This window comes from Vibrio azureus, from assembly GCF_002849855.1.
Taxonomy (GTDB): domain Bacteria; phylum Pseudomonadota; class Gammaproteobacteria; order Enterobacterales; family Vibrionaceae; genus Vibrio; species Vibrio azureus.
In genome coordinates, this window is sequence record NZ_CP018616.1 from 620,613 (window position 1) to 642,260 (window position 21,648).

21 protein-coding genes, 1 other RNA gene and 1 pseudogene are annotated in these 21,648 nt (G+C 39.6%); 12 read left to right on the forward strand and 11 right to left on the reverse strand.

Translation table 11 applies throughout. The annotated features are described in order from the left end of the window. Positions 1-328 precede the first annotated feature (328 nt). Positions 329-865 (reverse strand): Cif family virulence factor, encoded by a 537-nt coding sequence (locus tag BS333_RS02950; RefSeq protein WP_021709253.1) that lies wholly within the window; start codon positions 863-865, stop codon positions 329-331. A gap of 214 nt (positions 866-1,079) precedes the next feature. On the opposite strand from BS333_RS02950, the gene BS333_RS02955 reads away from it, so the two are divergent. Beyond that, complete coding sequence (locus tag BS333_RS02955) at positions 1,080-2,354, forward strand: SGNH/GDSL hydrolase family protein (RefSeq protein WP_021709252.1); 1,275 nt, start codon at positions 1,080-1,082, stop codon at positions 2,352-2,354. 246 nt (positions 2,355-2,600) lie between these two features. Here BS333_RS02955 and cspE read toward each other — a convergent pair whose 3' ends face one another. Together cspE and BS333_RS02965 are read right to left on the reverse strand one after the other, a co-directional pair. Next, complete coding sequence (cspE, locus tag BS333_RS02960) at positions 2,601-2,813, reverse strand: transcription antiterminator/RNA stability regulator CspE (protein ID WP_021709251.1); 213 nt, start codon at positions 2,811-2,813, stop codon at positions 2,601-2,603. A gap of 253 nt (positions 2,814-3,066) precedes the next feature. Next, on the reverse strand, positions 3,067-4,035 hold the full coding sequence (locus BS333_RS02965; RefSeq protein WP_021709250.1) for a transposase: 969 nt from the start codon (positions 4,033-4,035) through the stop codon (positions 3,067-3,069). Between the two features lie 356 nt (positions 4,036-4,391). On the opposite strand from BS333_RS02965, the gene BS333_RS02975 reads away from it, so the two are divergent. Then, a complete protein-coding gene (locus tag BS333_RS02975; protein ID WP_033003578.1) occupies positions 4,392-5,582 on the forward strand; it encodes a BspA family leucine-rich repeat surface protein in 1,191 nt (396 codons plus the stop codon). A gap of 109 nt (positions 5,583-5,691) precedes the next feature. On the opposite strand, the gene BS333_RS02980 is transcribed toward BS333_RS02975, so the two are convergent. Further along, entirely contained in the window at positions 5,692-6,243 is a 552-nt protein-coding gene (locus BS333_RS02980) for a YdcF family protein (protein ID WP_021709248.1), read from the reverse strand. A 333-nt stretch (positions 6,244-6,576) separates the two neighbouring features. Here BS333_RS02980 and BS333_RS02985 point away from each other — a divergent pair, with 333 nt between their 5' ends. The 6 genes from BS333_RS02985 to BS333_RS03010 all read left to right on the forward strand — a co-directional run bounded on the left by BS333_RS02985 (position 6,577) and on the right by BS333_RS03010 (position 13,380). Further along, positions 6,577-7,173 (forward strand): helix-turn-helix domain-containing protein, encoded by a 597-nt coding sequence (locus BS333_RS02985; RefSeq protein WP_021709247.1) that lies wholly within the window; start codon positions 6,577-6,579, stop codon positions 7,171-7,173. Further along, entirely contained in the window at positions 7,166-8,047 is an 882-nt protein-coding gene (locus BS333_RS02990) for a queuosine precursor transporter (protein WP_021709246.1), read from the forward strand. Before BS333_RS02985 ends, BS333_RS02990 begins: the two co-directional genes overlap by 8 nt. Further along, complete coding sequence (gene queF, locus BS333_RS02995; protein ID WP_021709245.1) at positions 8,034-8,852, forward strand: NADPH-dependent 7-cyano-7-deazaguanine reductase QueF; 819 nt, start codon at positions 8,034-8,036, stop codon at positions 8,850-8,852. Before BS333_RS02990 ends, queF begins: the two co-directional genes overlap by 14 nt. Before the next feature lie 349 nt (positions 8,853-9,201). Further along, positions 9,202-9,513 (forward strand): CesT family type III secretion system chaperone, encoded by a 312-nt coding sequence (locus BS333_RS03000; protein WP_033003576.1) that lies wholly within the window; start codon positions 9,202-9,204, stop codon positions 9,511-9,513. Positions 9,514-9,646: 133 nt separating this feature from the next. Continuing rightward, positions 9,647-11,836, forward strand: coding sequence for a protein kinase domain-containing protein (locus BS333_RS03005; RefSeq protein WP_021709243.1), 2,190 nt, complete (start codon positions 9,647-9,649; stop codon positions 11,834-11,836). Positions 11,837-12,081: 245 nt separating this feature from the next. Continuing rightward, positions 12,082-13,380: an alpha/beta fold hydrolase gene (locus tag BS333_RS03010; protein WP_021709242.1), complete on the forward strand. Its 1,299-nt coding sequence runs from the start codon at positions 12,082-12,084 to the stop codon at positions 13,378-13,380. Between the two features lie 121 nt (positions 13,381-13,501). Here the strand turns inward: BS333_RS03010 and BS333_RS03015 are convergent, their stop codons facing one another. The 3 genes from BS333_RS03015 to BS333_RS03025 all read right to left on the reverse strand — a co-directional run bounded on the left by BS333_RS03015 (position 13,502) and on the right by BS333_RS03025 (position 15,860). After that, a complete protein-coding gene (locus tag BS333_RS03015; RefSeq protein ID WP_021709241.1) occupies positions 13,502-14,140 on the reverse strand; it encodes a 3'-5' exonuclease in 639 nt (212 codons plus the stop codon). A gap of 103 nt (positions 14,141-14,243) precedes the next feature. After that, positions 14,244-15,242, reverse strand: a complete 999-nt coding sequence (locus BS333_RS03020; RefSeq protein ID WP_021709240.1) for an alpha/beta hydrolase — start codon at positions 15,240-15,242, stop codon at positions 14,244-14,246. A gap of 156 nt (positions 15,243-15,398) precedes the next feature. Next, on the reverse strand, positions 15,399-15,860 hold the full coding sequence (locus BS333_RS03025; RefSeq protein ID WP_021709239.1) for a macro domain-containing protein: 462 nt from the start codon (positions 15,858-15,860) through the stop codon (positions 15,399-15,401). Between the two features lie 705 nt (positions 15,861-16,565). On the opposite strand from BS333_RS03025, the gene BS333_RS21995 reads away from it, so the two are divergent. The 4 genes from BS333_RS21995 (at position 16,566) to BS333_RS03040 (ending at position 19,679) form a co-directional block, all read left to right on the forward strand. Continuing rightward, on the forward strand, positions 16,566-16,727 hold the full coding sequence (locus tag BS333_RS21995; RefSeq protein WP_021709238.1) for a hypothetical protein: 162 nt from the start codon (positions 16,566-16,568) through the stop codon (positions 16,725-16,727). 63 nt (positions 16,728-16,790) lie between these two features. Then, a complete protein-coding gene (locus BS333_RS03030; RefSeq protein ID WP_217995526.1) occupies positions 16,791-17,282 on the forward strand; it encodes an ABC-three component system protein in 492 nt (163 codons plus the stop codon). After that, on the forward strand, positions 17,276-17,779 hold the full coding sequence (locus tag BS333_RS03035) for an ABC-three component system middle component 5 (RefSeq protein ID WP_021709236.1): 504 nt from the start codon (positions 17,276-17,278) through the stop codon (positions 17,777-17,779). Before BS333_RS03030 ends, BS333_RS03035 begins: the two co-directional genes overlap by 7 nt. Further along, complete coding sequence (locus BS333_RS03040) at positions 17,766-19,679, forward strand: coiled-coil domain-containing protein (protein WP_021709235.1); 1,914 nt, start codon at positions 17,766-17,768, stop codon at positions 19,677-19,679. Before BS333_RS03035 ends, BS333_RS03040 begins: the two co-directional genes overlap by 14 nt. 28 nt (positions 19,680-19,707) lie before the next feature. Here the strand turns inward: BS333_RS03040 and BS333_RS03045 are convergent, their stop codons facing one another. The 4 genes and pseudogenes from BS333_RS03045 to smpB form a co-directional block, all read right to left on the reverse strand. Beyond that, positions 19,708-19,935, reverse strand: a complete 228-nt coding sequence (locus BS333_RS03045) for a hypothetical protein (RefSeq protein ID WP_021709234.1) — start codon at positions 19,933-19,935, stop codon at positions 19,708-19,710. A gap of 223 nt (positions 19,936-20,158) precedes the next feature. After that, positions 20,159-20,534: pseudogene (locus tag BS333_RS03050) on the reverse strand (tyrosine-type recombinase/integrase); the annotation flags it as partial. Positions 20,535-20,627: 93 nt separating this feature from the next. Further along, positions 20,628-20,994, reverse strand: a transfer-messenger RNA (tmRNA) gene (gene ssrA, locus BS333_RS03055). Positions 20,995-21,062: 68 nt separating this feature from the next. Continuing rightward, a complete protein-coding gene (gene smpB, locus BS333_RS03060) occupies positions 21,063-21,548 on the reverse strand; it encodes an SsrA-binding protein SmpB (RefSeq protein ID WP_021709232.1) in 486 nt (161 codons plus the stop codon). Between the last annotated feature and the right edge of the window lie 100 nt (positions 21,549-21,648).

Consider the following 21,648-nt stretch of genomic DNA (forward strand, 5'->3'; position numbering starts at 1 on the left):
AATAAGAAAGAGCCTGCTATTCCGCTTCGTCGTCTTCCTTGAATTCGGCTCAGTGACCTCGCTCTGAATCAAGCATCTTGAAGTCACTTGGGTATAAAGTCATAATTTAGCCAGAATACAGTGTAGAAAAATAGGGATGGCACACTATTTTAATCGTTAGCTGTTTAAAAGTTATGGGTTTGAACGTGGGTTTTACAAAATGATTGCTTTACAGAAGCTGGAGAGAGGTAATAAAGAAATGAAGGTTTATGATTAAGCTTGGAGATATAAAAAAGCCTTCCAAATAGGAAGGCTTAACATTAATCATCATTGTTAAAACTATTGGCGTTTATTTTGCGCCAACAACTTCAAAATCATCGACACGTAATTTTGCTGTGCCATCTTGACCAACTACCCATATTTCTTTAGTCATGATGCCATATGCTTTGTTCATTTCCCAAGAGCCAGATAGAACGGCAGCATTTGAGCTGATCACTTCAATCTTTGTATCAAAGTATTTAACATCTTTATAGCCGTTAGAAATGATGTAGTCCCAAAGCCCTTCTGCAGCAGTTTGGCCAATGTAAATACCAAATGGAATAGATGTCGTTACGGCATCTTGTTCGTAGAAGCTTGCTGCTTTTTTGGCGTCACCACTGTTAAACGCATCTCTCCAACCTTTACTCGCTTTTGTTACTGCTGTAAGAACGTTTTGCTTTTGTTCTTCAGTAATCACTATACCAGCTGGTGCTTTGTACATTTCTGTAACAGCAGCAGGAAGAATTGGCTGTGGCTTTGCTTCTTCATTAGCTATTACTGATGACGATAATGTGCTTAAACCTAGTGTTGCAATAAGTGAAAGGGCAGTAATTTTATTAAGTTTCATGATAATCCTATTCATTCTTCTGATTTGATGGAAGTAGTTTAGGTGAATTTATTAAGCTTAAAAACAAGATAAAAAGAAAATATAGTTACGAAAAACAGAACAAATGGTCAGTGAGAGTTTTTGTTATTTTATGTGTTTATTTGCATATGTTTATTTTATGTATGATTATTGTTTCTAATTTGTTTCACTTTTTGTATTGGTGTGAGAGGAATACATGAAAAATACAGTTGCTTTACTTGGTCTCTTATCGATCCCTTTCGGTAGTATTTATGCGAATGAACACCCTGTAGTAGAGTTTGCCGATCCAGATATGTACATGGATTCATTTTCTCCAACTGAACATCATATACAAAGGCAAAAGACACTAAATGTTCGTTGTTGGTATCGCTTGGATCATTCGACTGAATACGTCTCTACTGATTGGGAGTGGGCAATGAATCCTGATGGTAGCTATTTCACAATTGAAGGTTATTGGCGCAGTAATATTGCATTGAAAAACATGTTTTATACCGAAACGTCACAAGCGCTTATTGCCCAACGCTGTGAAGATACCCTAGATTTAGCCAATGAGAATGCCAATATCTCATTTTTTGCCTCTAAGCCATATTGGTCATACAACTACACCATTTGGACAAATGATTCTATTTTAGCCTCAGATAAAATCAATAAAATCATCTCTTTTGGTGATAGCTTGTCTGATACGGGGAATGTTTTCCATGCTTCTAATAAGGCTTTCCCTAATCAAAATAGTTGGTATTTAGGGCGTTTTTCGAATGGGTTAGTTTGGACTGAGTATTTGGCAAAAGCAAAAGACTTGCCAGTTTATAATTGGGCTGTTGGAGGTGCAGGAGGTGAGAATGCCTACGTATTCTTAACTGGTATTGTTGAGCAGGTCGCATCCTATCTCGCTTACATGAAAAAAGCGGAGAATTACCAAGCGAAGAGCACTTTATTTACTCTACTGTTCGGCGTGAACGATTTCATGAAATATGAGCGAAGTGCGTCGGATGTGAAGTCAGATTTTGCAGAAGCGATGATTAAGCTTACTGATGCAGGCGCTGAGAACTTTTTATTATTGACTTTACCTGATGTGACATTAGCACCGAAGTTTCATAATGCAAGCCAAGAACAAATAGAAGAAGTTCGAGCTAACATCTTAGAGATGAATGCTTTTATTCAACTTCAGGCCGACTACTATAGAGAGCAAGGAGTGAGTGTAACGGTTTATGACTCTTTTGCTTTATTTGAAAGTCTTGTGACTAGGCCTGAGCAACATGGTTTTGTCGATGCGGCAGAATCTTGTCAATATTACTATGAAGCATCTTTCTCTCATTACCTTTATCAACACGATTTACGCGATGAATGTATCTATTCAGGATCAGATAAGTATGTTTTTTGGGATATGTTGCACCCAACCACGGCAGTACATCGATATGTTGCGGAGCAAATTCTTACAAATACTGAGCTAGATAGAAATCACCCGTTTTAGAGGTTATGGGCTATAGAATATTGAGGAGAATACCGAGAAAGAATATCGGGACAGGCAAGATAAGGGTGTTCTAATACGCGACTCTTCAGAAAAAGCAACGAACAGGGGCTATCAGCAGAGTAGCTAAGATGTCTGTCCTGATAAAACTTGCTGCATGGATTAGGGAGGTTTCTTTTCGGGATGGGTAAGAAAAGGTTTTGAGGAGAGTTGACGCAGTCGGACTGGCCGTCTGCGTCAATTTTACTCTTATAGAGTAACTACGTTTGCAGCTTGAAGACCTTTTTGGCCTTGCTCTACTTCAAAAGATACTTTTTGACCTTCAGCTAGAGTCTTGAAACCTTCAGAAGCAATTGCACGGAAGTGAACGAATACGTCAGCGCCGCCGTTGTCTTGAGTTAGGAAACCAAAACCTTTAGTTTCGTTGAACCATTTTACAGTACCAGTTGCTTTGTTAGACATGTTGTGTCCCTTATATAAAAGTTGATTGTATAAATTCGATGCGCTGGAAGTTTGAATTATTTAATGTATCTATGAAGCTGAGGGAAACACTAAGGATAACAACTAGGGAATTCTGAGGGCTTTACTTTAACAACTTGACGTTTCATTTAATAACTCTGGACAACAGAGCAGCGATATTATGGCTCTGTAGTGATCAGAAGTAAAGAGTTATTTCGTGTAAAAAGCCAAGCTTAAAGGCCGGTCAGTAGTACTTTTAGATCCGGCTGGGACATATCAAGCTCACTCCCGTCATTCTTTGCCGATTAAAGTAATGGAGTGCGTTACTAATTGAGCCCTCTGTACCGACCAAGCCCCCTTTTTCCATATGACGACATGCTGTGAGCCAATGAGAATGGTCTAACCCTAATCTTTGTAGAATCGAGGGGAGACGAGCGTCTTGATAGCCTTGTTTATCACTTCTTATTTGTCTTGCTGTCCAATCGACTAATTCCAGATAATCCAAGAGTTGAAATGGAAGTCCTTGAGGTGGGTCTTGTTTAGATTTTCCGGTAAATGGAAAGAGTAAAGATGAAGGTTGTCCATCGTGAAGCGCCTCGATTCTGGCTTTAATCGAGGTAAACTCAGATTCCTCTGGTGTGTTTGCTAAATTTGCACGAACAGGGTTTAAATCGACGTAGGCCATCGCCGCAGCGAGCGCTTTTTCATCCAGTAATGCTTGGCTTTTAAATCTTCCTTCCCAAAAGTGGCCTTTACACTCGTCTTCTTGATTCGCTTTAGAGGCAATATACTGATTGAGTAACTTCATAAACCAACTGATGCTGGTCAGCCGTGTTCGCCATTGCTCAATCATTTCTTTACAGCAAGCCAACTCAGGCTCAGACAAGGTATCACCGGAGAGAAACCGACGGATTAGTTCGGGTGCGCGATGCAAACTTAACCACCGAGATGCGACTTGATGTAAAGAGAGTGTGTCGGCGTGAGTGGAATTAACGTGTAAGACCACATGATAGTGATTACTCATGATGGCATAAGCACAAACATCAATACAAAAGACCTGAGCTAATTGAAGTAAGCGCTTTTCGATCCAGCCACGTCGGTGTTCAAAACAGGTATTCGTCTGCTGATCATAGCCACACAAAAAAGAGCGGCGAACGCAACGAGAAATGCAGTGATAATAAGGGGTGGCTTCAATATTAATCAGTGTTGAACGAGCAACTGTCATGGTTTATCTGTATTGGGCATGGATAAATAAACAGTAGTCTAAGGAGGTAATGATTACTCTGTGATTATAATTATTTTGAGAAGTGAGACACACTTTTTATTGTAATCTATGTTGGTTTTTCATTCTAACCGTGTCTGTCCCATTATCCTCCATGCCTGTCCCGCTATCCTTATGCTAACCATGCCTGTCCCATTATCCTCTTTTATCCTTGCCTGTCCCGCTATCCTCACCGCTATCCTAATCCTCGTATCCCGCTCTCCCCTTCTTTCAGTACAAAAAACGAATCTAAGTTTAAATTCAGTCAATGTTAGCCGCTTATACTATTTAAAAATCAGCAATATAACATTGGTAATGGAATGAGAAATTGTAAATGGATTACGACAAGTCTTTTGGCTACTTATGCAAATGTATCTATGGCTTCAGGAGTTTCGGTGGAATGCTTCGATGCGCCGATTGGTTCAAATGTAACTAAAGGCTCAGAAACTTATTTGGTTGTGGATAATGTGCTCATTCGGGATGAAACCATACAAGAGCAATTTAAAAATGGTGACATTCGCCTTTGTACCACTCATGTAACAGATATGAGTTTTATTTTCGCGAAAGAGAAAAACATGAATGCAGATATCACCGATTGGGATACATCCAATGTGACGAATATGATGTCTATGTTCTTATACGCTGATGACTTCAATCAAGATATTCGTCACTGGGATACATCAAACGTTGTCAATATGAGCTTTATGTTTTGGTATGCCAGGGCATTTAATCAAGACATTAATCAGTGGAATACGGCGAATGTACAAAACTTCCAGCATATGTTTGCGGGCTCTTCATTTAGCCAGGATCTATCCAGTTGGGACACTTCACGTGCAGAAAATATGAGTGGGATGTTTGAAAGATCTCAATTTAATTCTGATATAGCCAGTTGGGATACATCAAATGTTAAAGATATGAGAGCGATGTTTTCTGAAGCGACTCAATTTAACCAAGATATCAGCCAGTGGGATACCTCAAATGTGACGGATATGGGCTATATGTTTGGGAGCGCGATAGCATTTAATCAAGATATTGGAAACTGGGATACGGCGAAGGTTCAAAGAATGGATAATATGTTTCAATTTGCTCGAAGTTTCAATCAAGATATCAGCAACTGGGATACGAGCAGTGTGATTGATTTGAGCTATATGTTTTATTATGCAGAATTATTTAGTAGTGACATGGAGCAGTGGGATACCTCAAATGTGACGAATATGACGTCAATGTTTGTTTACGCTACCAGTTTTGATGGAGATATTTCCAGTTGGGACACATCAAAAGTTAAAGATATGAGTTACATGTTCAGCGCTGCGAAAGCCTTCAATAAAAATATCAGTCAATGGAACACATCAAACGTCAGTACTATGCGTTCAATGTTCGGAGGGGCAACTCAGTTCTCTCAGAACTTGATTGGCTGGAACATTGATAATATCAAAGAAGAATATGCATATGATGGTTTTAATGAAGCAAGTGCCTTAACCGCAGAGCAATTACCGCAATTTTTAAATTAAAAACTCTTCTTCATTGCTTTTCATTTACTCCATCAGTAGGTTAAATCCGATTGATGGAGTCTACCCAAGTATCTTGCGATCATTTCGGTATATGCCATCATGCCTTTAGTTACAAATGATAAATTTTATACTTTAGCCATGCTGGTATTTCTCGTAGATAAGAGTAAATATCCCTAGGCTCCCAATAATCTGCTGAGTAGCCATAAACCGTTAAAAAGCCAGACTGTTTCAAAGAGAGTTTAGCTCTAGAGATATGGTAGCGCTGTGATATTGCGACCACTGGTGTTGTAATATCAAATTGTTCGAGTAAATTTTGGCTTGTTAAATGGGTATTATTCCCCTGGTTATCGGTCATAATATGCTCAGGTTTGACATCATGAGAGAGTAAATAGTTTTTCATCACAAGTGCTTCATCAAAACCTTCTTTGCCGATCCCACCACTAACAAACAAGCGCTTCACTTTTTGATCATGATACAAAGTAAGTGCAGCATCTAAGCGTGAGACGAGCCGTGCTGATGGCTTACCATTGAGCTCTACCTTATTGCCATATATAACCCCAACTTCAGCGATAAAAGGTTGTGGTTCTTTTGCATCAAGATAAAGTGCAGACACGAGTAAAGAAACGCTGACTAAACATCCCAAAAAGAATCGAAAAAACATTCCGGCTCTGTTTCTCTTAGGCTTTTCTTTATTCTCATATATCAATTTTATGGCCCTATTAATGTGTGAGTTAATAATTAACTATAAACATAAAGATAATTTATCATGATTATTTAGAATGAGCGATTTTAAATTTTTAGTGAAGATAAAAGTATTTATTTTTACCTTGATTCCAAGGTTTTAGTGTTTATTGCTATATAACTATATAAAAAGATACATATTAGTGTACACACTGTGCAACTGTTTGTGTGGTGGTTTATTTTATGTATAATGCCGACATTAATATACTTTCATTATGGTGTAGAGCTCATCCTATTACTTAAAGGCAGGACGATGAAAAGCAATGTTGAGCAGCTTGATATATTAAGAGATAACATTCTTTATGGCTTAGCGAAAAACAAGGAAACAAAAGCATCGCTAAGTAGAAAAACTGGCGTTACACGAACTACGATCTATAAAATATTGGATGGGAAAGTCGCTAGAGTTCAAACTTCCACAGTGGAACGTATTGCAAATTTTTTTGGGGCGACGTGCCATATCATTCAAAATGAATCTCTGGAGGAATATCTTAATCAGGAGCCCGTCACATCAATGTATGGCAATAAAAACCCTATTGCTGTACCCATCTTAAATGAAAAGGATTTTATACATAAGAACGAACGTTACATTAGTGATATGGTGACCGATTGCTCGCTTACCTATTATTTCTCTGATGGCAGTAATATCGCTGCAGTTAGAGTAGGTCAGAATCTTTCTAAGTTCTTTACCGAAGGAAATTTATTGATCATTGATCGCTCGAACCGGCCAGAAGACAGCTTAGATAAACTGATTCTTCGGCAAGGTACATTAATATCTATACCGCCAAACTCCCCCCTGTTAAAAGATGACATTCTCTTTGGAGTGATTCTTGAGGAACGCTTTAATGTTTAATAATAAATATAAGTTAATTGGCTTCAATACTGCCTCAGATGTTAGGGCAAGTATCATGATTAAAGGCACGGGAAAAATGATTTCCATGCCAGCAAAAGAGTTGCTGACCAGTGAGGTTGCTGATGATCTAAACCGTCAAGAGTTGGTTGAAGTCTGCAAAAAGGTGTACTCTAAATCTGGCTTCGATGGTGCCTATGAACTTAAAGATAAATATGAAGGATATTGGTTAGCCTATTCCTTCTTAGTGTTATGCCTGTGTTCTATTTTTACTCTTTCAAATATTATGGGCATTAAGCCTGTGGAAATATTTAATACGGGTTTGATTGTTCCTGCCGCTATTTTTCTTTATCCTATTTCTTTTGTCTTTGTTGATATATTGAATGAATTTTTTGGATTAAAGCTTGCTAGAAAAGCGATTATCTGCTCAACAATAGTAAACTCAGGGATATTATTACTTCTCTATACATCTACACAGGTTCCTAGTATAGAAGAGTGGGGGGCTATGGATGAGAAATATACCGTTCTTGTTCAAAGTATGACGTCAGTATTTTTGGCCTCATTAAGCTCATACTTTATTTCAGAAAATATAAATGCGTATATACTCAATAAACTTAAAGTCGCAACACAATCTCGTTGGCTTGCTGTTAGGATTGTGGCCAGTACAAGTATTGCATCGGTAATGGATAGCGCAATATTCATTATACTCGCATTCTACAAAGTATTACCTAATGATGTTTTAATCATTATGTTTGTAAGCCAAGTGTCTATAAAAATTATATATGCATTGGTAAGTGTCGTACCCATATATTTTGCAAGAAAACTATTCTCTCATGTAGTAAAACCAAAGGAATCAAAGGACAATGACAACTTATAATAAGAACCTTGGAAAAAAAACTGAGTATGTATCACATTATGCCCCTGAATTATTAGATCCTATTCCAAGACAAAGAGGAAGGGATGAGATCAAAGAAATACAGATGGCATCGCATGCGGGGTTTGATTTATGGACTGCTTTTGAAGTCTCTTGGTTAAACATGAAAGGCAAGCCTGTGGTGGCCATTGCTGAGTTTATTTTTCCTCACACTTCAGCCAATCTCATTGAGTCAAAATCTTTTAAATTGTATTTAAACAGTTTTAACCAAACTCGACTTGAATCTGCAGATGTTGTGATGGAGAAAATGGTACACGATCTGAGTCAAGCAGCAGGTGCGGAGGTCAGCGTCTCTTTCTCAGACGTAGCGACTCCACAAGAGTTAACCGTTAGCCGTGACTTCGATTGTATTGATCACTTAGACATCACAGTCGATGATTTTAGCTATGACGAAGATGCTTTATTAGGTAGCACAACGGATGAACAGGTAACTGAGTCACTGTGCTCACACCTTTTGAAATCTAACTGCCTCGTGACAAATCAGCCTGACTGGGGCAGCGTATACATTCGTTATACTGGAGCGAAAATAGATCAGGAGCGTCTCTTAAAATACCTGATTTCATTCCGAGAACATAATGAGTTTCACGAGCAATGTGTCGAGCGTATCTACTCAGACATCAAGCGTTGTTGCGCGCCTGAAAAGTTGACCGTTTTTGCAAGATACACCAGACGTGGTGGTCTTGATATCAACCCTTACCGCAGTGATTTTGAAGCTGAAATTTGTTCTGGTAGGAATCCAAGACAATAGGGTTCTGAACAACTCGATTGGAACATGGGGCACTGTTTGAGTGCCTCATTTGATTTGTACTTATAATTTAACCTGTCTGTCCCGTTATTTTTTGCGTTAGCTGTGGGCTTCCAGCTTAAGAAACAAACATGCCTGTCCCGATAATTTCCCCACTGATTTCTTGCCATTAATTTCTTCTGGCTTCCTGCTAGATTGATATGTCTGTCCTAATAGGATCGTTCTTCTAGTTTTCTTTCATTTTTAATAATTATGTCTAAAACAGAAAGTTTGACGACTTTCATCAATAGTTTGCTCTTGTAGGTTGATAGATAATCTATCCATTTTAAATTTAACTCTGTAAGTGACTAAAATGACAACGACAACCTTTAATGAGTTACTGTCAAATGTTGCTCGACATCTCGGTTTAGAGTCATTACAAACGGATGATTCAGGCATATGCGAGCTTTTAATTAATGAAGAAACTCTTCTTATATTGAGAAAGGATGAAGCTAATAATAGCCTGCAGTTACTCTCTCAAGTAACCGCAACGGCAGGAGCTGAAGATAAAAGTATTGCTAGCAAGATCTTCTTTAGCCATAGTGGCGAGTCTCTACAGGGGAACGGTCCAGAGCTCGCTTGGAATGATGATGTCGGGCTGATTGCCTATAAATCTCTCTGCTAGAGCAATACTGATGCACAGAAAGTCTGCGAGCAAATTGGCTTAATTATAGAGTGGCTCTCGCAACTATCAGATTCAGACGTTAAACAAAGTCAGGAAAGCTCTATTCATTCTCAGCGTTGGGTGTAAGAAATATATGAAGATATCAGCAGCACAATCTAGAGGAATGACCGAAGTTCAGGCCCATGAGCATCTGAGGAAAAATGCGAATAAGTCGATAGGAGAGCTCACGGTCAATGGTAAAAAATATCGAGTTACTGATAATGAAGTACTTCGTGAGAATCCGAGTCAAGGAGCCGCTCGTTTTCGTGAAGGTATTGCGAAAATTTTTAATAGACAGTCACCTCGACGTTCTATTGCTCTGGCTTTAACAGCAACATTAAAAACTGCTAAACAGCAGATCCCACAGCAAGCTTCGCAAAATAAGACAGTGCCTTTGTCTAATATTTTTGGTGCGAAACCAGAGACATCCTTGCCATTAGGTTGGAAGGGTGAACCTCCTCTTGGTGCGCCAAATTTAGAAGGGATGAAAGCGGTGGAAACCGATAAATTTGCTGAAGGTGAAAGTCATATCAGCATCATGCAAACCCAAGATGGCCAAAGACTGGTTGCCAAAATTGAACGTTCTGTTGCCGAAGGGCACTTGCTACAAGAACTTGAAGCCTACCAGCATATTTATGAAACTGTTGGAAAACACCCTAATCTTGGTAATGTTCATGGTATGGCTATTGTGCCTTACGGTAGTAGAAAAGAAGAAGCCCTGTTGATGGATGAGGTGGATGGACGAAGAGGTTCTGAGACATTCAGGATCTTGGCAAACAACCTTAAAAAAGGGAAGATTTCTAGTGAAGAATATTGGGGAACGATAAAGTTTATTGCCCTCAGGCTTTTAGATGTGACTGCTCATCTTAGCAAAGCTGGTATTAGCCACAATGATATCAAGCCTGACAATATTGTGTTTGATAAGAAAACAGGAGAACCCATCGTTATCGATTTAGGGTTGCACTCTCGATTTGGTGAGGAAGTTAAAGGTTTTACCGATTCATTCAAAGCTCCAGAGCTTCAGGCTTTCAGTACTTCTGCATCAGAAAAAAGCGATGTGTTTTTGGTTGCATCTACTTTGCTACATGGTATTGAAGGGTTTGAATTTGGCTCTGAACGTAAGCCTAATCAAGGGCTAAGCTTGATGTCTTCGGTGCCACGCCAAGTCGATAAAGAAGGGAATGTGACTCATCAAGCGGGTTTTGCTGGTGTCGAAACTGCCTACACTCGATTTTTCGACACTGTCCTGGATTCGAACCCGCAGCTTAGAGCGGATGCTACTTCAGCCAAACAGCATGAGTTTTTGACAGATGGTATTATTGATGAGAACGTTGCCAAACAAGTTTTGACGGATTCCTTGGCTGAGGAAACGGTACTTACATCTAATAGAGAGTCTCCAGTGAAGGAAAAAGCGCTTCAAGATGCCTACCACAACTTAAGGGAGCATCTGACTGCCAGTAGTACAAATAACCTTCGGCAAGGTTATGCTTTTAATGACTTAGTTACAACCTTGACGCTATTGAATAAAGCGGAATCTCAAGGACTCTCGAGCTCCGATAAATTTCGTTCACTGGATAATCTGATGACTAAAACGAATAAAGTCATGGTTGATTACGTGAAACGAAACTTGGCGAATGATGGCACTAACTCTGGTGAATTATCCATAAAGTTTCAAGACGGCATCGAAGGTAAAAGTACGCAATCATTTTTAGCTAATATTGAGAGAGGTCTTGAGGCGCCAAGTTCTTTTGCTGATATTCGCTCATTAGAAAGAGAGCAACAGTTGGTCGAGACTATGTTTACTGTTCTGTTATCATCGACTGAAAAAGACAAAACACCAATTAGAGCAGAAATTTACTCTTTACTTAATCATCTTGCTGAAGTGAAAAAGGCACTTTCATCACGAGTTGATACCCTGAAAGCAGAGCAAGCTAATGCAGCAAGCAGTGTTGTGTCTTTACTGGATAGCTCACAGGAATGGTTTACACAAGCAAAGCAAACATTAGAGAATTTCGACAAAGTAACACCTCGTGTTAAGTTTGGAACTAATGAGAGCGTGCAAGCCCATCAGCAGATGATTTCTGCTCATGCAACGATGGCGTTACAAGAAGTATCTCAGTCTATCGGTAAAATTAAACAGTTTGCTCATGATGCAAGGCCGTTGCTCGTCGCTTTGGGAGAGCGTCCGCTTGTTGATCACAGCCTGACTTTTCAGCGAGAGAGGCTACGAGAGGCTGCAACTGTCGCAGAACGATTGAGTCGTTTAGAGTTTGAATGGGTCTAAAAACCACATCAAAGTGACGGCTGTTTAATCGTCTTATTTGCCTCCAATGGCTGTTTTTTGTTATTGGAGGCACATGCACCCACCCTTTACATGAACAATTAACCTGTCTGTCCCGTTAGTTTTTTTAGCTGTGAGCCTCCAGCTTAAGAAACAAACATGCCTGTCCCGATAATTTCTTTTGCTCATTTCCTTTGTTCGGGAGAAAAAGTTACCATACCGTGACTTTATCAAGGAGAGATACCAGCATGAATCATTACTGCGAATTTGTTGATGCGGGCATAAAATACCAACCTCATATTTTTCAACTTCCTCTCGATTACCAAGATCCTGCAAAAGGGCACATCGACGTTTTTGCACGCTCTTTAACCTCAACAGAAAAAGGGGCGTGTGAGCGACCTTGGCTGGTGTACTTTCAAGGTGGGCCTGGCTTTCCTTCACCTAGACAAAATGGCCACAACAGCTGGATAAAACGTGCGCTACAAAATTACCGAGTGTTGTTGTTGGATCAAAGAGGGACAGGCAACAGTACTGTCATCTCACATCAAACACTCGCGCACCTCTCACCTCAAGAGCAAGCGGAATACTTAAGCCATTTTCGAGCTGATAATATTGTGCGCGATGCAGAACAAATTCGTCAGCATTTTTCCGTAGAGAAATGGGCAATTCTTGGTCAAAGTTTTGGTGGTTTTTGTTCGTTAACGTACTTATCACTTTTTCCCGATAGTTTGCTATGCAGTTACATTACCGGTGGTGTGCCGCCGATCAGTGGTCATCCGGATCGAGTCTATGAGGCCACCTTCAAAAGAGTCATCGAAAAGAATCAGGCTTTTTTTAAGCAATTTCCTCAAGCTCAGCAACTTTGCCAAAACATTGCTGATCATTTACTCGAAACAGAAGAATATTTGCCAAACGGGCAGCGCTTCACCGTTGAGCAATTTCAGCAGTTGGGCATCAACTTTGGTATGAGTGACAGCTTTTTACCGACGTATTACGCTCTTGAAAATGCCCTTATTAACGTAAACGGCAAACCTCAATTACGCTATGAATTTCTCAACCAAATGCTTATGGAGCAGAGTTTTCAAACTCATCCTATTTATGCCATTTTACATGAGTCAATTTATTGTCAGGGGCAAGCTTCTCATTGGAGTGCTCAGCGTGTACGAGAAACATTGCCAATGTTCCAGTATCAAAAGAATCAGCCTTTTTATTTTACTGGGGAGATGGTGTTTCCATGGATGTTTGAGCAATATGCGAATCTCATTCCTCTAAAACCCGCTGCTGAATTAATCGCACAAAAGCAAGATTGGACTTCGCTTTATGATGCCGAAACCTTAAGTAACAACAAAGTGCCAATCAGCTGCGCCGTGTACGCCGATGATATGTTTGTCGAAATGGACCTTACGCGCCAAACATTAGCTGCGATCCCGAATTCAGCAGCCTGGATAACTAATGAATATGAGCATAATGGCCTGCGAGCTGACGGAGAAAAGATTTTAGATAAGCTGATCACCATGGGTGAGCAGCTAGCCGCCACTTTAGAATAAAAGGCCACTCAAAAGCAGGACAGGCGCAAATAGAACAAAAGTAATCATGAAAAGGGTTACTGAGTTAATGTGTCTGTCCCGATAACATTCCTTTCCGATAACATTGCTAGTCCCGATAGGCTTACAAAAGCTCTCTAGCCATGGAACGTGCTCGGCTACTGGCAAGGAGCGGCTCCATTTTTCCTTTGGCCGTCTTACTAATGGTTTGCATAAGCTGAAAGCTCGGCGTTGTGATTCCAGACTGCTCCAGTTGTTCGATCATTAACAGCCAGAGTTTTGCTGTGACCTCGGCATCGGCGAGAGCGCGGTGAAATACACCATCATTGTCGATGTTTTTGTAGCGAACAAGCTCGCCTAGCTTATGCGAAGGGGCATCTTGAATCAGTCGCCTTGCAACCAGCAGAGAACAGGCAAACTCACCGGAATAATTACCATGGATTCGTTCAAGCTCTGCATCTAAAAATCGTTTATCAAACGAAGCGTTGTGCGCGATAAGATTTTCGCCAGCAATGAATTCACTGAATGAAGCCATCACCTCTTCGCAGCTCGGAGCTGTGCGCAACATGTGATTGCTAATGCCAGTGTAGTGTTCAATGAAAGAGCTGACTCTAAAACCGGGATTCATTAACTGCTGAAAACTATCGACAACCTTGCCATCAACCAGTTTGACCGCGCCAATCTCAATGGCACGATCGCCCATATTCGGTGAGAGCCCCGTAGTTTCAAAGTCGAGGACGACAACGGAGTTAGCTTGAGTCATGAATATTTCCAATGTAACAGTAAGACGAAATAGCCATTAAGCGTGACCGTTCGAAGCGCTTTTTGCAAGAAAAGTTAAGGCGTCTGTCCCGTTAGTGTATTATTTAATCTATATGCTGATTAAGAAAATCAAGTAACTCTTCAGGGTAATGGTTGAAGTACCCATAACCATCAAAACGCTTTCCACTTCCAAAGGGCTTGGCCTCATTTGGACCTACCCAAATAAGCGTTTTAGTAGTCGGGCAAGCCTCGTAGATAAGTTGAACATCATTGATGCCAGTTGTTTTATCAAGGGTATATTGGTCGTCTTTTACTTGGCAGAATAACATTGGCACTCTTACCTGACTGATATGCTCCAGTACGTTGGAGTAACCAAAGCCAACTTTATTAAATTGAGCTTTTTCGACTTGATCGACCAAATCAATATGTAATTTCTTATGAATGAAACGGTAGGTCATGTTGTAAGAGAGCGTTGGTTGAATCGCAACATGGCACTTTACATTTCCCCAAAAAATGGCATCGGGAGATTTGTCCCACGCGGTAATGGCTGCATTGGCTCCCATGCATTGGGAAATAAGCGCGATTGCATTCGTTTTGAGTAAATCATGTGTTGAAACGTACTCCAATGACCCGAGTAGATCTTGCCACTCTGTGACGCCAGCACCAACAGGTACTTCATGACCTATCATAGTTTTGCCTATTCCACCATCGCTGTCACCTTGGCCTCTGTGGTCGTACATTAAAATACTAAATCCCGCGTCATAGAGATGTTTGGCCATAGGTAAAAACTCAACAGGCACACCGTCGAGCCCTTTAACTGCTCCATAACGTGTGCAGGTGAGTGGGTGATTGATGATGGCAAGCTTACTTGAATTGGTTCGAATGATTTCCCATCCGCTTAAACGGACACCATCTTGAGTATGAATATCGATATCTTGATAGGGCATGCCATAATCCTTTGGCGTCTTGGGATTCCCTAGTCGTGCAGGGGCAATGCGTTCATTAACAATCACTTTCGTTAACAGCTTCGGGAGAAAAGGTAAGTGAGAAACTAGTCCTTTAGGAGCGCGTGTCAGGTTAGGGTGACAGGTATCGTTCGACATTGTCTTTAGTCCATATTGTTCAAACTGATTAAGCAACCAGTATAGTATGTTACTATCCACAGCGCGTTTTTCTGCTTTTTTCGAAGAGAGATGAGATAAGTCAATCTCAACTCCATCAGTTCAAACTTTATTTTCTTTATGGGATGGGCGGTACGATTATTCAGTGACTTGAGGTGGATATATGCGCCACTCTACCTCTGGCATCTCAGACAGTGATGCTTGAATTTCTCGCTCGACTTCTGTCCAAGGTAAGCCACCTAAGCCACTGCCAAGCGCGGGTAAGGCGACCGAGGTTAACTCCAATCGTTTTACTTCTTTTATTAGATCCGCTAAACCGTCTTTGATGTATTCAATTTTAGATTTTCCTCTCCAGTGAGCTTTGGTTGGAAAGTTGATGATGTAGAAGGGAGCACTGATTGATTGAGTGGCAACCGTTAGCATTTTACCTGTTGTGAGCTCTTTACTATCACAGGCTGATTTATAGGCTTTAAAATTGTCTGGAAACACGTTTTTAAATTGCAAGGCCAGTCCTTTTCCCATCACTCCGACAGTATTGACGGGGTTAATAATGGCATCAGCTTGGTTGTGTAAGATATTTCCGTTAGTGTATGAAATCATTGTGTTTTACTCAGGACATGAAGAAGGTCCATTCTGACGTGTTGACTCCAATCTGTCGAATACAATTCCACTGACCACCATTTAAGTTAGCTGCCTTGAAACTAAAGCCGCCATCTCATCAGGGGTGTCCTTAAAACGTTTATGTGTCTGTTTTGTTAGTTTCTTTCTTTATACTCGATTTAGTACCCAAAAATATCTTGGATACGAGTATAGGGTAATTCATTGGGTACTAAAAACGTGAGCAGGTATGAGACGCGATGAGACAGGAGAAGACAGAAAATAAATGTAACTAATTGAAATGTATTTTTTTTAGATACAAAAAGGGCCAACTCTTTCCAAACGTTGGTGGAGCTGGCGGGAGTATCCTTTAAACCTAATTAAAACAGCTACTTAGCTTGTGATTTGGTTGCATATGTTTAGCTCTTAGTACCGAACTGTAGCACCGACACTAATGCTTAATCAAGTGATTGGTTTAAAGGATATTCCTTACTAGGAGTTGATTGGATATATGATCTAGTTAATTGATAAAGGGTATATTACGTCTTTAGGTTAAGTCACATTTCCTTGCTTGTGGTCACAAATTCCATTTCTTTCAGCTACTTACTTTGTAGTACAATCAGGCTCATATGAAGGTGGTGTATCTACATGAGCTATCATATGGCTTTCTATTTCTTAACATAACATTATGATTTTTTTGGTGTTTAAATGAACGATATTATGACGATGGGTTTGATTGGTGTTGCTGTGTTAGCTGTTCTAGGTTTAGGTATTCGTGTTGTATTTAAGATTAAATCTGGCAAAAGCGTTAAGAACAATCTGAAACATGTAGACATTGGTGGCGACTTTGTTGGTCGTGATAAGAAGTGATAAATGACTCTGTTTAATCGACTAAAAAACGTTTTTATTAAAGGTGATTATGCGGGGAGGGACATGATAAAGAATGTCCTCCCTAAGCCTACTCAACTTGACCATTTATCAAAAGCTTATAAAGATGAGGTCACTGGTGAACAACTGACCTTTGAGTTTATTGATGAGTTGCAACACTACAAGACCAAAAAGAAGAAGCGCAGAGATCTAACCCAGAAGCTTTCAGATGCAGGCCTTTCAGAGTTCATTGAAGATGCAGAAGAGTTAAAAGAGTTGATTACCAAACTCATTTTGAAGTATCAGCATTACAACTCAGCACAAAAAATAATCACTTATCTTCTTGCAGATGTTGAGTCTATCTTTAATACAGAGATTAAGCCGAAGCTACACCCTAGTATTTCAATTCCTGAAGTAAAAGTTCTCTTGAGAACGTGTATTGAAATAGAAATCTCTGAAAAGTTAGGGGAAAATGTTTTAGAGATATACCATAGGCAGATTAATGGTATGGTATTTTATTTGACTGGTAACTGTCATCTGGAGTGGGATGAATGTTAGTTTATAACAAGTCTATAGACGTAAATCATACAGTCTTAAGGCTATCTGCTTTATCGATGGAGTTAGATGGCAAAGAGGTAGAAAAGGATAGACTGAGAATTCTTGATTTTATCTTGGCACACCCTGTTCATATATCAAAAATGAAGCTTGGTCGAGATATGGTCAAAGAACGAAACGTGTTTAAGTCATTTACTAATAATTATCAAAATTATAGTGATAATAACCTTTTTGAGATTATGAAACCTGTTCAGGATATGGCAATTTGTTATTTAGAAACTCTAGGTGTTATTAGTTTTGTAAAAGAAAATAACAGACTGGAACTAAACTATGATAGAGTTTCTCCAGAGATAAAGAGTATTCTTTCTGAAGAAGTTAATAGTATTTCTTCACAAGCAGTTTCTTTTATTAAAGATTATCTTATAGATATGGACTTAGTCGGTGATAATGGTTTGAAGTCAGCAAGTAACTTAATGGGGTGTAAATATGATGCTATATAATCCATCATTAAGAGTTTCAAGGCTTATTGCTATTAAAAATAGTAGCTATGTTTATGATGAAGACTTTCATCTTGGAATTAATGTTCTTAGCGGATGTAATGGTGGAGGGAAGACATCAATTATCCAATTATTAGTGTTTGTGATGGGGTATGAAGTAACTAGTTGGAAAGAAGAAGCTGGTGCATGCGATACAGTATATGTAGGGCTTAAGGTAAATGGCATTGACATTACAATAAAAAGAGATATTAATGGTAAAGAAAAACAGCCAATGTGGCTTTGTTTTATGCCCATCTCTGATGCTCTAAATACTGGGATTGAAAACTGGAAAAAGCACTCATATTCGTCTCAATATGGTAGTATTAGTTTTTCCCAAAAGTTGTTTGATCTCCTTAATATTCCTGAAGCTAAGGCAGATGCTAATAACAATAATGTTACCATACACCAAGTGCTAAGGCTTATTTATGGCGACCAATCTAACGCTTCTGGGAATATTTTTAATATTGAGCCATTTGACTCTGCATTTAAGAGGGAGTCTATAGGTAACTACCTATTAGGTTTGTACGATAATGACCTTTATGCTTATAAAATTGAACTTATTGAAGAGGATAAGAGGCTCACTAAGTTAGTCTCAGAGATTGCAGCTATACACTCGGTTGTTGGTAAAACGTCATTTTCGAGAGAGTATAGCTCTATTGAAGATGAAAAGCAGGACTATTTACGACAGATCGTCGAGTTAAATCAGGAAGTAATTAATAGTAAGTTAGAGTCTTTTGGTGAATATAAGGACGAGAAGTCAACTTCGGAAAAAATTGCTATTAACAATATTAAATTGAAAACAAGTCTTTATGAGTGTGAAAGCGAAATAAGAACACTTCAATATGATATTGAAGATTCCGGTCAGTTTATCTCAGAGCTAAAAGACAAGAAACTAGCTATTAAAGATGCGATTGTTGTTAATAAGTCAATATCGAACTTCTCATTCCAAGTATGTCCTTGTTGTCAATCTAAGCTGAACTCAGCAAAAGAAAATAGTTGTGGATTATGTGGTTCAGAAACTAATGACAAAGGCGAAGCAAACGAAAATTTATTGCGCATGTCAAGCGAAATAGACCTGCAACTTGCAGAGTCTAATCGAATAATAGAACGTAAAAATAAAAAACTAATCACTCTTGAAGGAAAGAGAAAAGACTTAAGAACACAGTTGAGAAAAAGTATTTCTGAAAGCTCATCGGTCATAACATCTATAAATAATAAAAATGAGTCAAAAATTTTTGGTTGTTACCAGAAAATTGGTTATCTAGAAGAGAAAATTGAGAATCTAGATAAAATTGCTGAGTTATTAAGTTCCATAGCAGAACTTACTGACGAAAGAGATAGAACTCAAGAATCAGTCAACGATCTAAAAGATAAAATAGCTAGAAAAGAAAATATATATAGATTAAGGGAGCCTGAAGTTAGAGAATGTATTTCTAAGAATCTTATCTCAGTTCTTAAGAAAGATATTGGTTCAGAGGATGAGTTTGCTTCCGCTAAAACTATAGATTTTGATTTTGCCTCCAATAGTATCTCAGTTAATGGCAAATCTTCTTTTTCTGAAAGTGGTATGGTTTATTTATATAACTCATTTAGGCTCGCATTATTGATGACATCCTTGGAGAAAACATACCTACGTATTCCTAGGTTTTTGATTCTTGATGGTATTGAGAATGGTGGTATGGAAGATAGTCGTTCTAAAAACTTTCAAAAAGCTATTCATGATCTTCTTTCTGACTCTCAAGTTGAGTTTCAAATTATTTTTGCGACCAAGAGTATTGAGGGAGCGCTAGATAATGACGATTATATTGTAGGAACGACATTTACCAGAAATAGTAAGAGTTTGAATTTTAAAAAATCGTCGTAAATTCATGCGCAAGTCTATATATGTAGGCTTAATCATCAGTAAATAGCGCAACATAGTCAATTAGATGTAGGTTGCGCTTTACTCCTTTCAGGTCTCGATATGCCCATTCTTTTTTAGCTATGCGTATTGGACGACCGGCGTCTAACGTCTGCTGCTCTATTTGTTTAGAGGAGTGTTCAACATGCACAAATTCAAATCTTCCAAATGGAGTAGAGTACCAACCAGAAGCTCCAGTTGTTGCAAGGATCATCATCATTGGAATCTGCGATATAACACCCCACCTAGATAGGAAGTTAATGTGCCTGTCCCGTTAGTTTTTTTAGCTGTTTGTAATTTTGGTCAACGCTTTAGCGTTGTAACCAGTAAGTACCCCGGGCATGCCTGGGGGTATCTACTTTCCATGTGCCAAGGCTTTTTAAGTACAAAAACTCCTGTTTCCTATTATAGTGAGCTGGTGGAATCTATGTGTTAGACTGTTTTTAACTGCCCAGTCGCTGAGAGGCTACCTCTTCTGTATGTCTGCTCCACCAGCACATCATTGATCTGCGTCGTTCTAGATAATCAGTACAGTTGTAGGCACTTCGAACCTGATTGTCGTCCATGTGCGCTAGAGCTGCTTCAATTAAATCTGAATCAAAACCTTGTTCATTGAGTGTTGTATTAGCCAGCGAGCGTAGGCTGTGGCTAACCAAATATCCAGCAAACCCCTTTCGTTTCAATGTCACATTGGCCGTTACATGGATTTTTCGGCTCGCGGCCTCAAAGGAAAATAAACGCTTCATGATCGCTGACTGGCTTCATTAATTCCAGTAGAGCTAACATCTTTTCTGTTCGTGGGATACCGTGCTTTCTGCGTTCTTCATTGGTTAGGCAGGGTCAATCCATCGTACGTAAAAAATGCAGATACAAAAAGGGCCAACTCTTTCGAGTTGGCCCTTTCCAAACGTTTGGTGGAGCTGGCGGGAGTTGAACCCGCGTCCGAAAACCTTTCATCATTGGTACTACATGCTTAGTCGATCTTTACATTCACCACCCACCTGCGAACCGACACGCTAATGAATGACTATCCTGAATTATAATTCGTCGTTCATCTCTCAGGCGGGAGAATCCGGACTAGCGCGTTTGGGTTTGATCTCTCGTTGGTCCCCGTCTTACGTGCGGAAGCTAGGGCGAGAGAGCTCTGAGCAGGTTATTAAGCTGCTAGTGCGAAGTTTTCGTCGTTTGCGACTATTTTTTTGCGGCTTTTTACGTGGCCAACCGCCCCACGGCATGCACCTCAGACTTCTGAATTCCCGTCGAATCCTAAATCAGCCCCAGAGGTAGTGAACGAATAGTAACAGAAAACCCTTGGCTGTCCAGTACTATACGTTTAAGTGGTTAATTTTAACGCAGTGCGCTTTTCATTACACGCGCTTTTTCACGTGCCCAATCTTTTTCTTTTAGATCAGTACGTTTGTCGTGAAGCTTTTTACCTTTCGCCACACCGATTTTGATTTTAACCCAAGAGCGAGACCAGTATAAAGAAAGCGCGGTTAGCGTCATCCCTTCACGGTTAATACGACCTAATAGGTTGTCCAGCTCACGGCGGCTCATTAACAGTTTTCTAACACGGGTAGGGTTCGCTACCACATGGGTTGATGCTTGATTAAGAGGAGTGATGGTCATGCCACTCACAAAGGCTTCACCGTCACGCATGAAAACGTAACTTTCAGCAATGTTGGCTTTACCTTGGCGAAGGGCTTTCACTTCCCATCCCTGGAGCTCCATGCCTGCTTCTATTTCATCTTCAATGAAATACTCATGGCGAGCTTTTTTGTTGAGCGCGATAGTGTTACTACCCGCTTTTTGTTTTGATTTTTTCTTTACCATAATGGCACCATTATACGGGTTGGATATCGGATAGGAAATCCTTTTATTTACGCTACGAGCAAATAAAAGTAAAATGAGGATCACAGAGTTTAGATGATTT

Bases quoted from the DNA above. Each gene is read 5' to 3' on its own strand.
- BS333_RS02950 (WP_021709253.1), bottom strand. From the start codon at position 865: ATGAAACTTAATAAAATTACTGCCCTTTCACTTATTGCAACACTAGGT.
- BS333_RS02955 (WP_021709252.1), top strand. From the start codon at position 1,080: ATGAAAAATACAGTTGCTTTACTTGGTCTCTTATCGATCCCTTTCGGT.
- cspE (WP_021709251.1), bottom strand. From the start codon at position 2,813: ATGTCTAACAAAGCAACTGGTACTGTAAAATGGTTCAACGAAACTAAA.
- BS333_RS02965 (WP_021709250.1), bottom strand. From the start codon at position 4,035: ATGACAGTTGCTCGTTCAACACTGATTAATATTGAAGCCACCCCTTAT.
- BS333_RS02975 (WP_033003578.1), top strand. From the start codon at position 4,392: ATGAGAAATTGTAAATGGATTACGACAAGTCTTTTGGCTACTTATGCA.
- BS333_RS02980 (WP_021709248.1), bottom strand. From the start codon at position 6,243: ATGTTTTTTCGATTCTTTTTGGGATGTTTAGTCAGCGTTTCTTTACTC.
- BS333_RS02985 (WP_021709247.1), top strand. From the start codon at position 6,577: ATGAAAAGCAATGTTGAGCAGCTTGATATATTAAGAGATAACATTCTT.
- BS333_RS02990 (WP_021709246.1), top strand. From the start codon at position 7,166: ATGTTTAATAATAAATATAAGTTAATTGGCTTCAATACTGCCTCAGAT.
- queF (WP_021709245.1), top strand. From the start codon at position 8,034: ATGACAACTTATAATAAGAACCTTGGAAAAAAAACTGAGTATGTATCA.
- BS333_RS03000 (WP_033003576.1), top strand. From the start codon at position 9,202: ATGACAACGACAACCTTTAATGAGTTACTGTCAAATGTTGCTCGACAT.
- BS333_RS03005 (WP_021709243.1), top strand. From the start codon at position 9,647: ATGAAGATATCAGCAGCACAATCTAGAGGAATGACCGAAGTTCAGGCC.
- BS333_RS03010 (WP_021709242.1), top strand. From the start codon at position 12,082: ATGAATCATTACTGCGAATTTGTTGATGCGGGCATAAAATACCAACCT.
- BS333_RS03015 (WP_021709241.1), bottom strand. From the start codon at position 14,140: ATGACTCAAGCTAACTCCGTTGTCGTCCTCGACTTTGAAACTACGGGG.
- BS333_RS03020 (WP_021709240.1), bottom strand. From the start codon at position 15,242: ATGTCGAACGATACCTGTCACCCTAACCTGACACGCGCTCCTAAAGGA.
- BS333_RS03025 (WP_021709239.1), bottom strand. From the start codon at position 15,860: ATGATTTCATACACTAACGGAAATATCTTACACAACCAAGCTGATGCC.
- BS333_RS21995 (WP_021709238.1), top strand. From the start codon at position 16,566: ATGAACGATATTATGACGATGGGTTTGATTGGTGTTGCTGTGTTAGCT.
- BS333_RS03030 (WP_217995526.1), top strand. From the start codon at position 16,791: ATGATAAAGAATGTCCTCCCTAAGCCTACTCAACTTGACCATTTATCA.
- BS333_RS03035 (WP_021709236.1), top strand. From the start codon at position 17,276: ATGTTAGTTTATAACAAGTCTATAGACGTAAATCATACAGTCTTAAGG.
- BS333_RS03040 (WP_021709235.1), top strand. From the start codon at position 17,766: ATGATGCTATATAATCCATCATTAAGAGTTTCAAGGCTTATTGCTATT.
- BS333_RS03045 (WP_021709234.1), bottom strand. From the start codon at position 19,935: ATGATGATGATCCTTGCAACAACTGGAGCTTCTGGTTGGTACTCTACT.
- smpB (WP_021709232.1), bottom strand. From the start codon at position 21,548: ATGGTAAAGAAAAAATCAAAACAAAAAGCGGGTAGTAACACTATCGCG.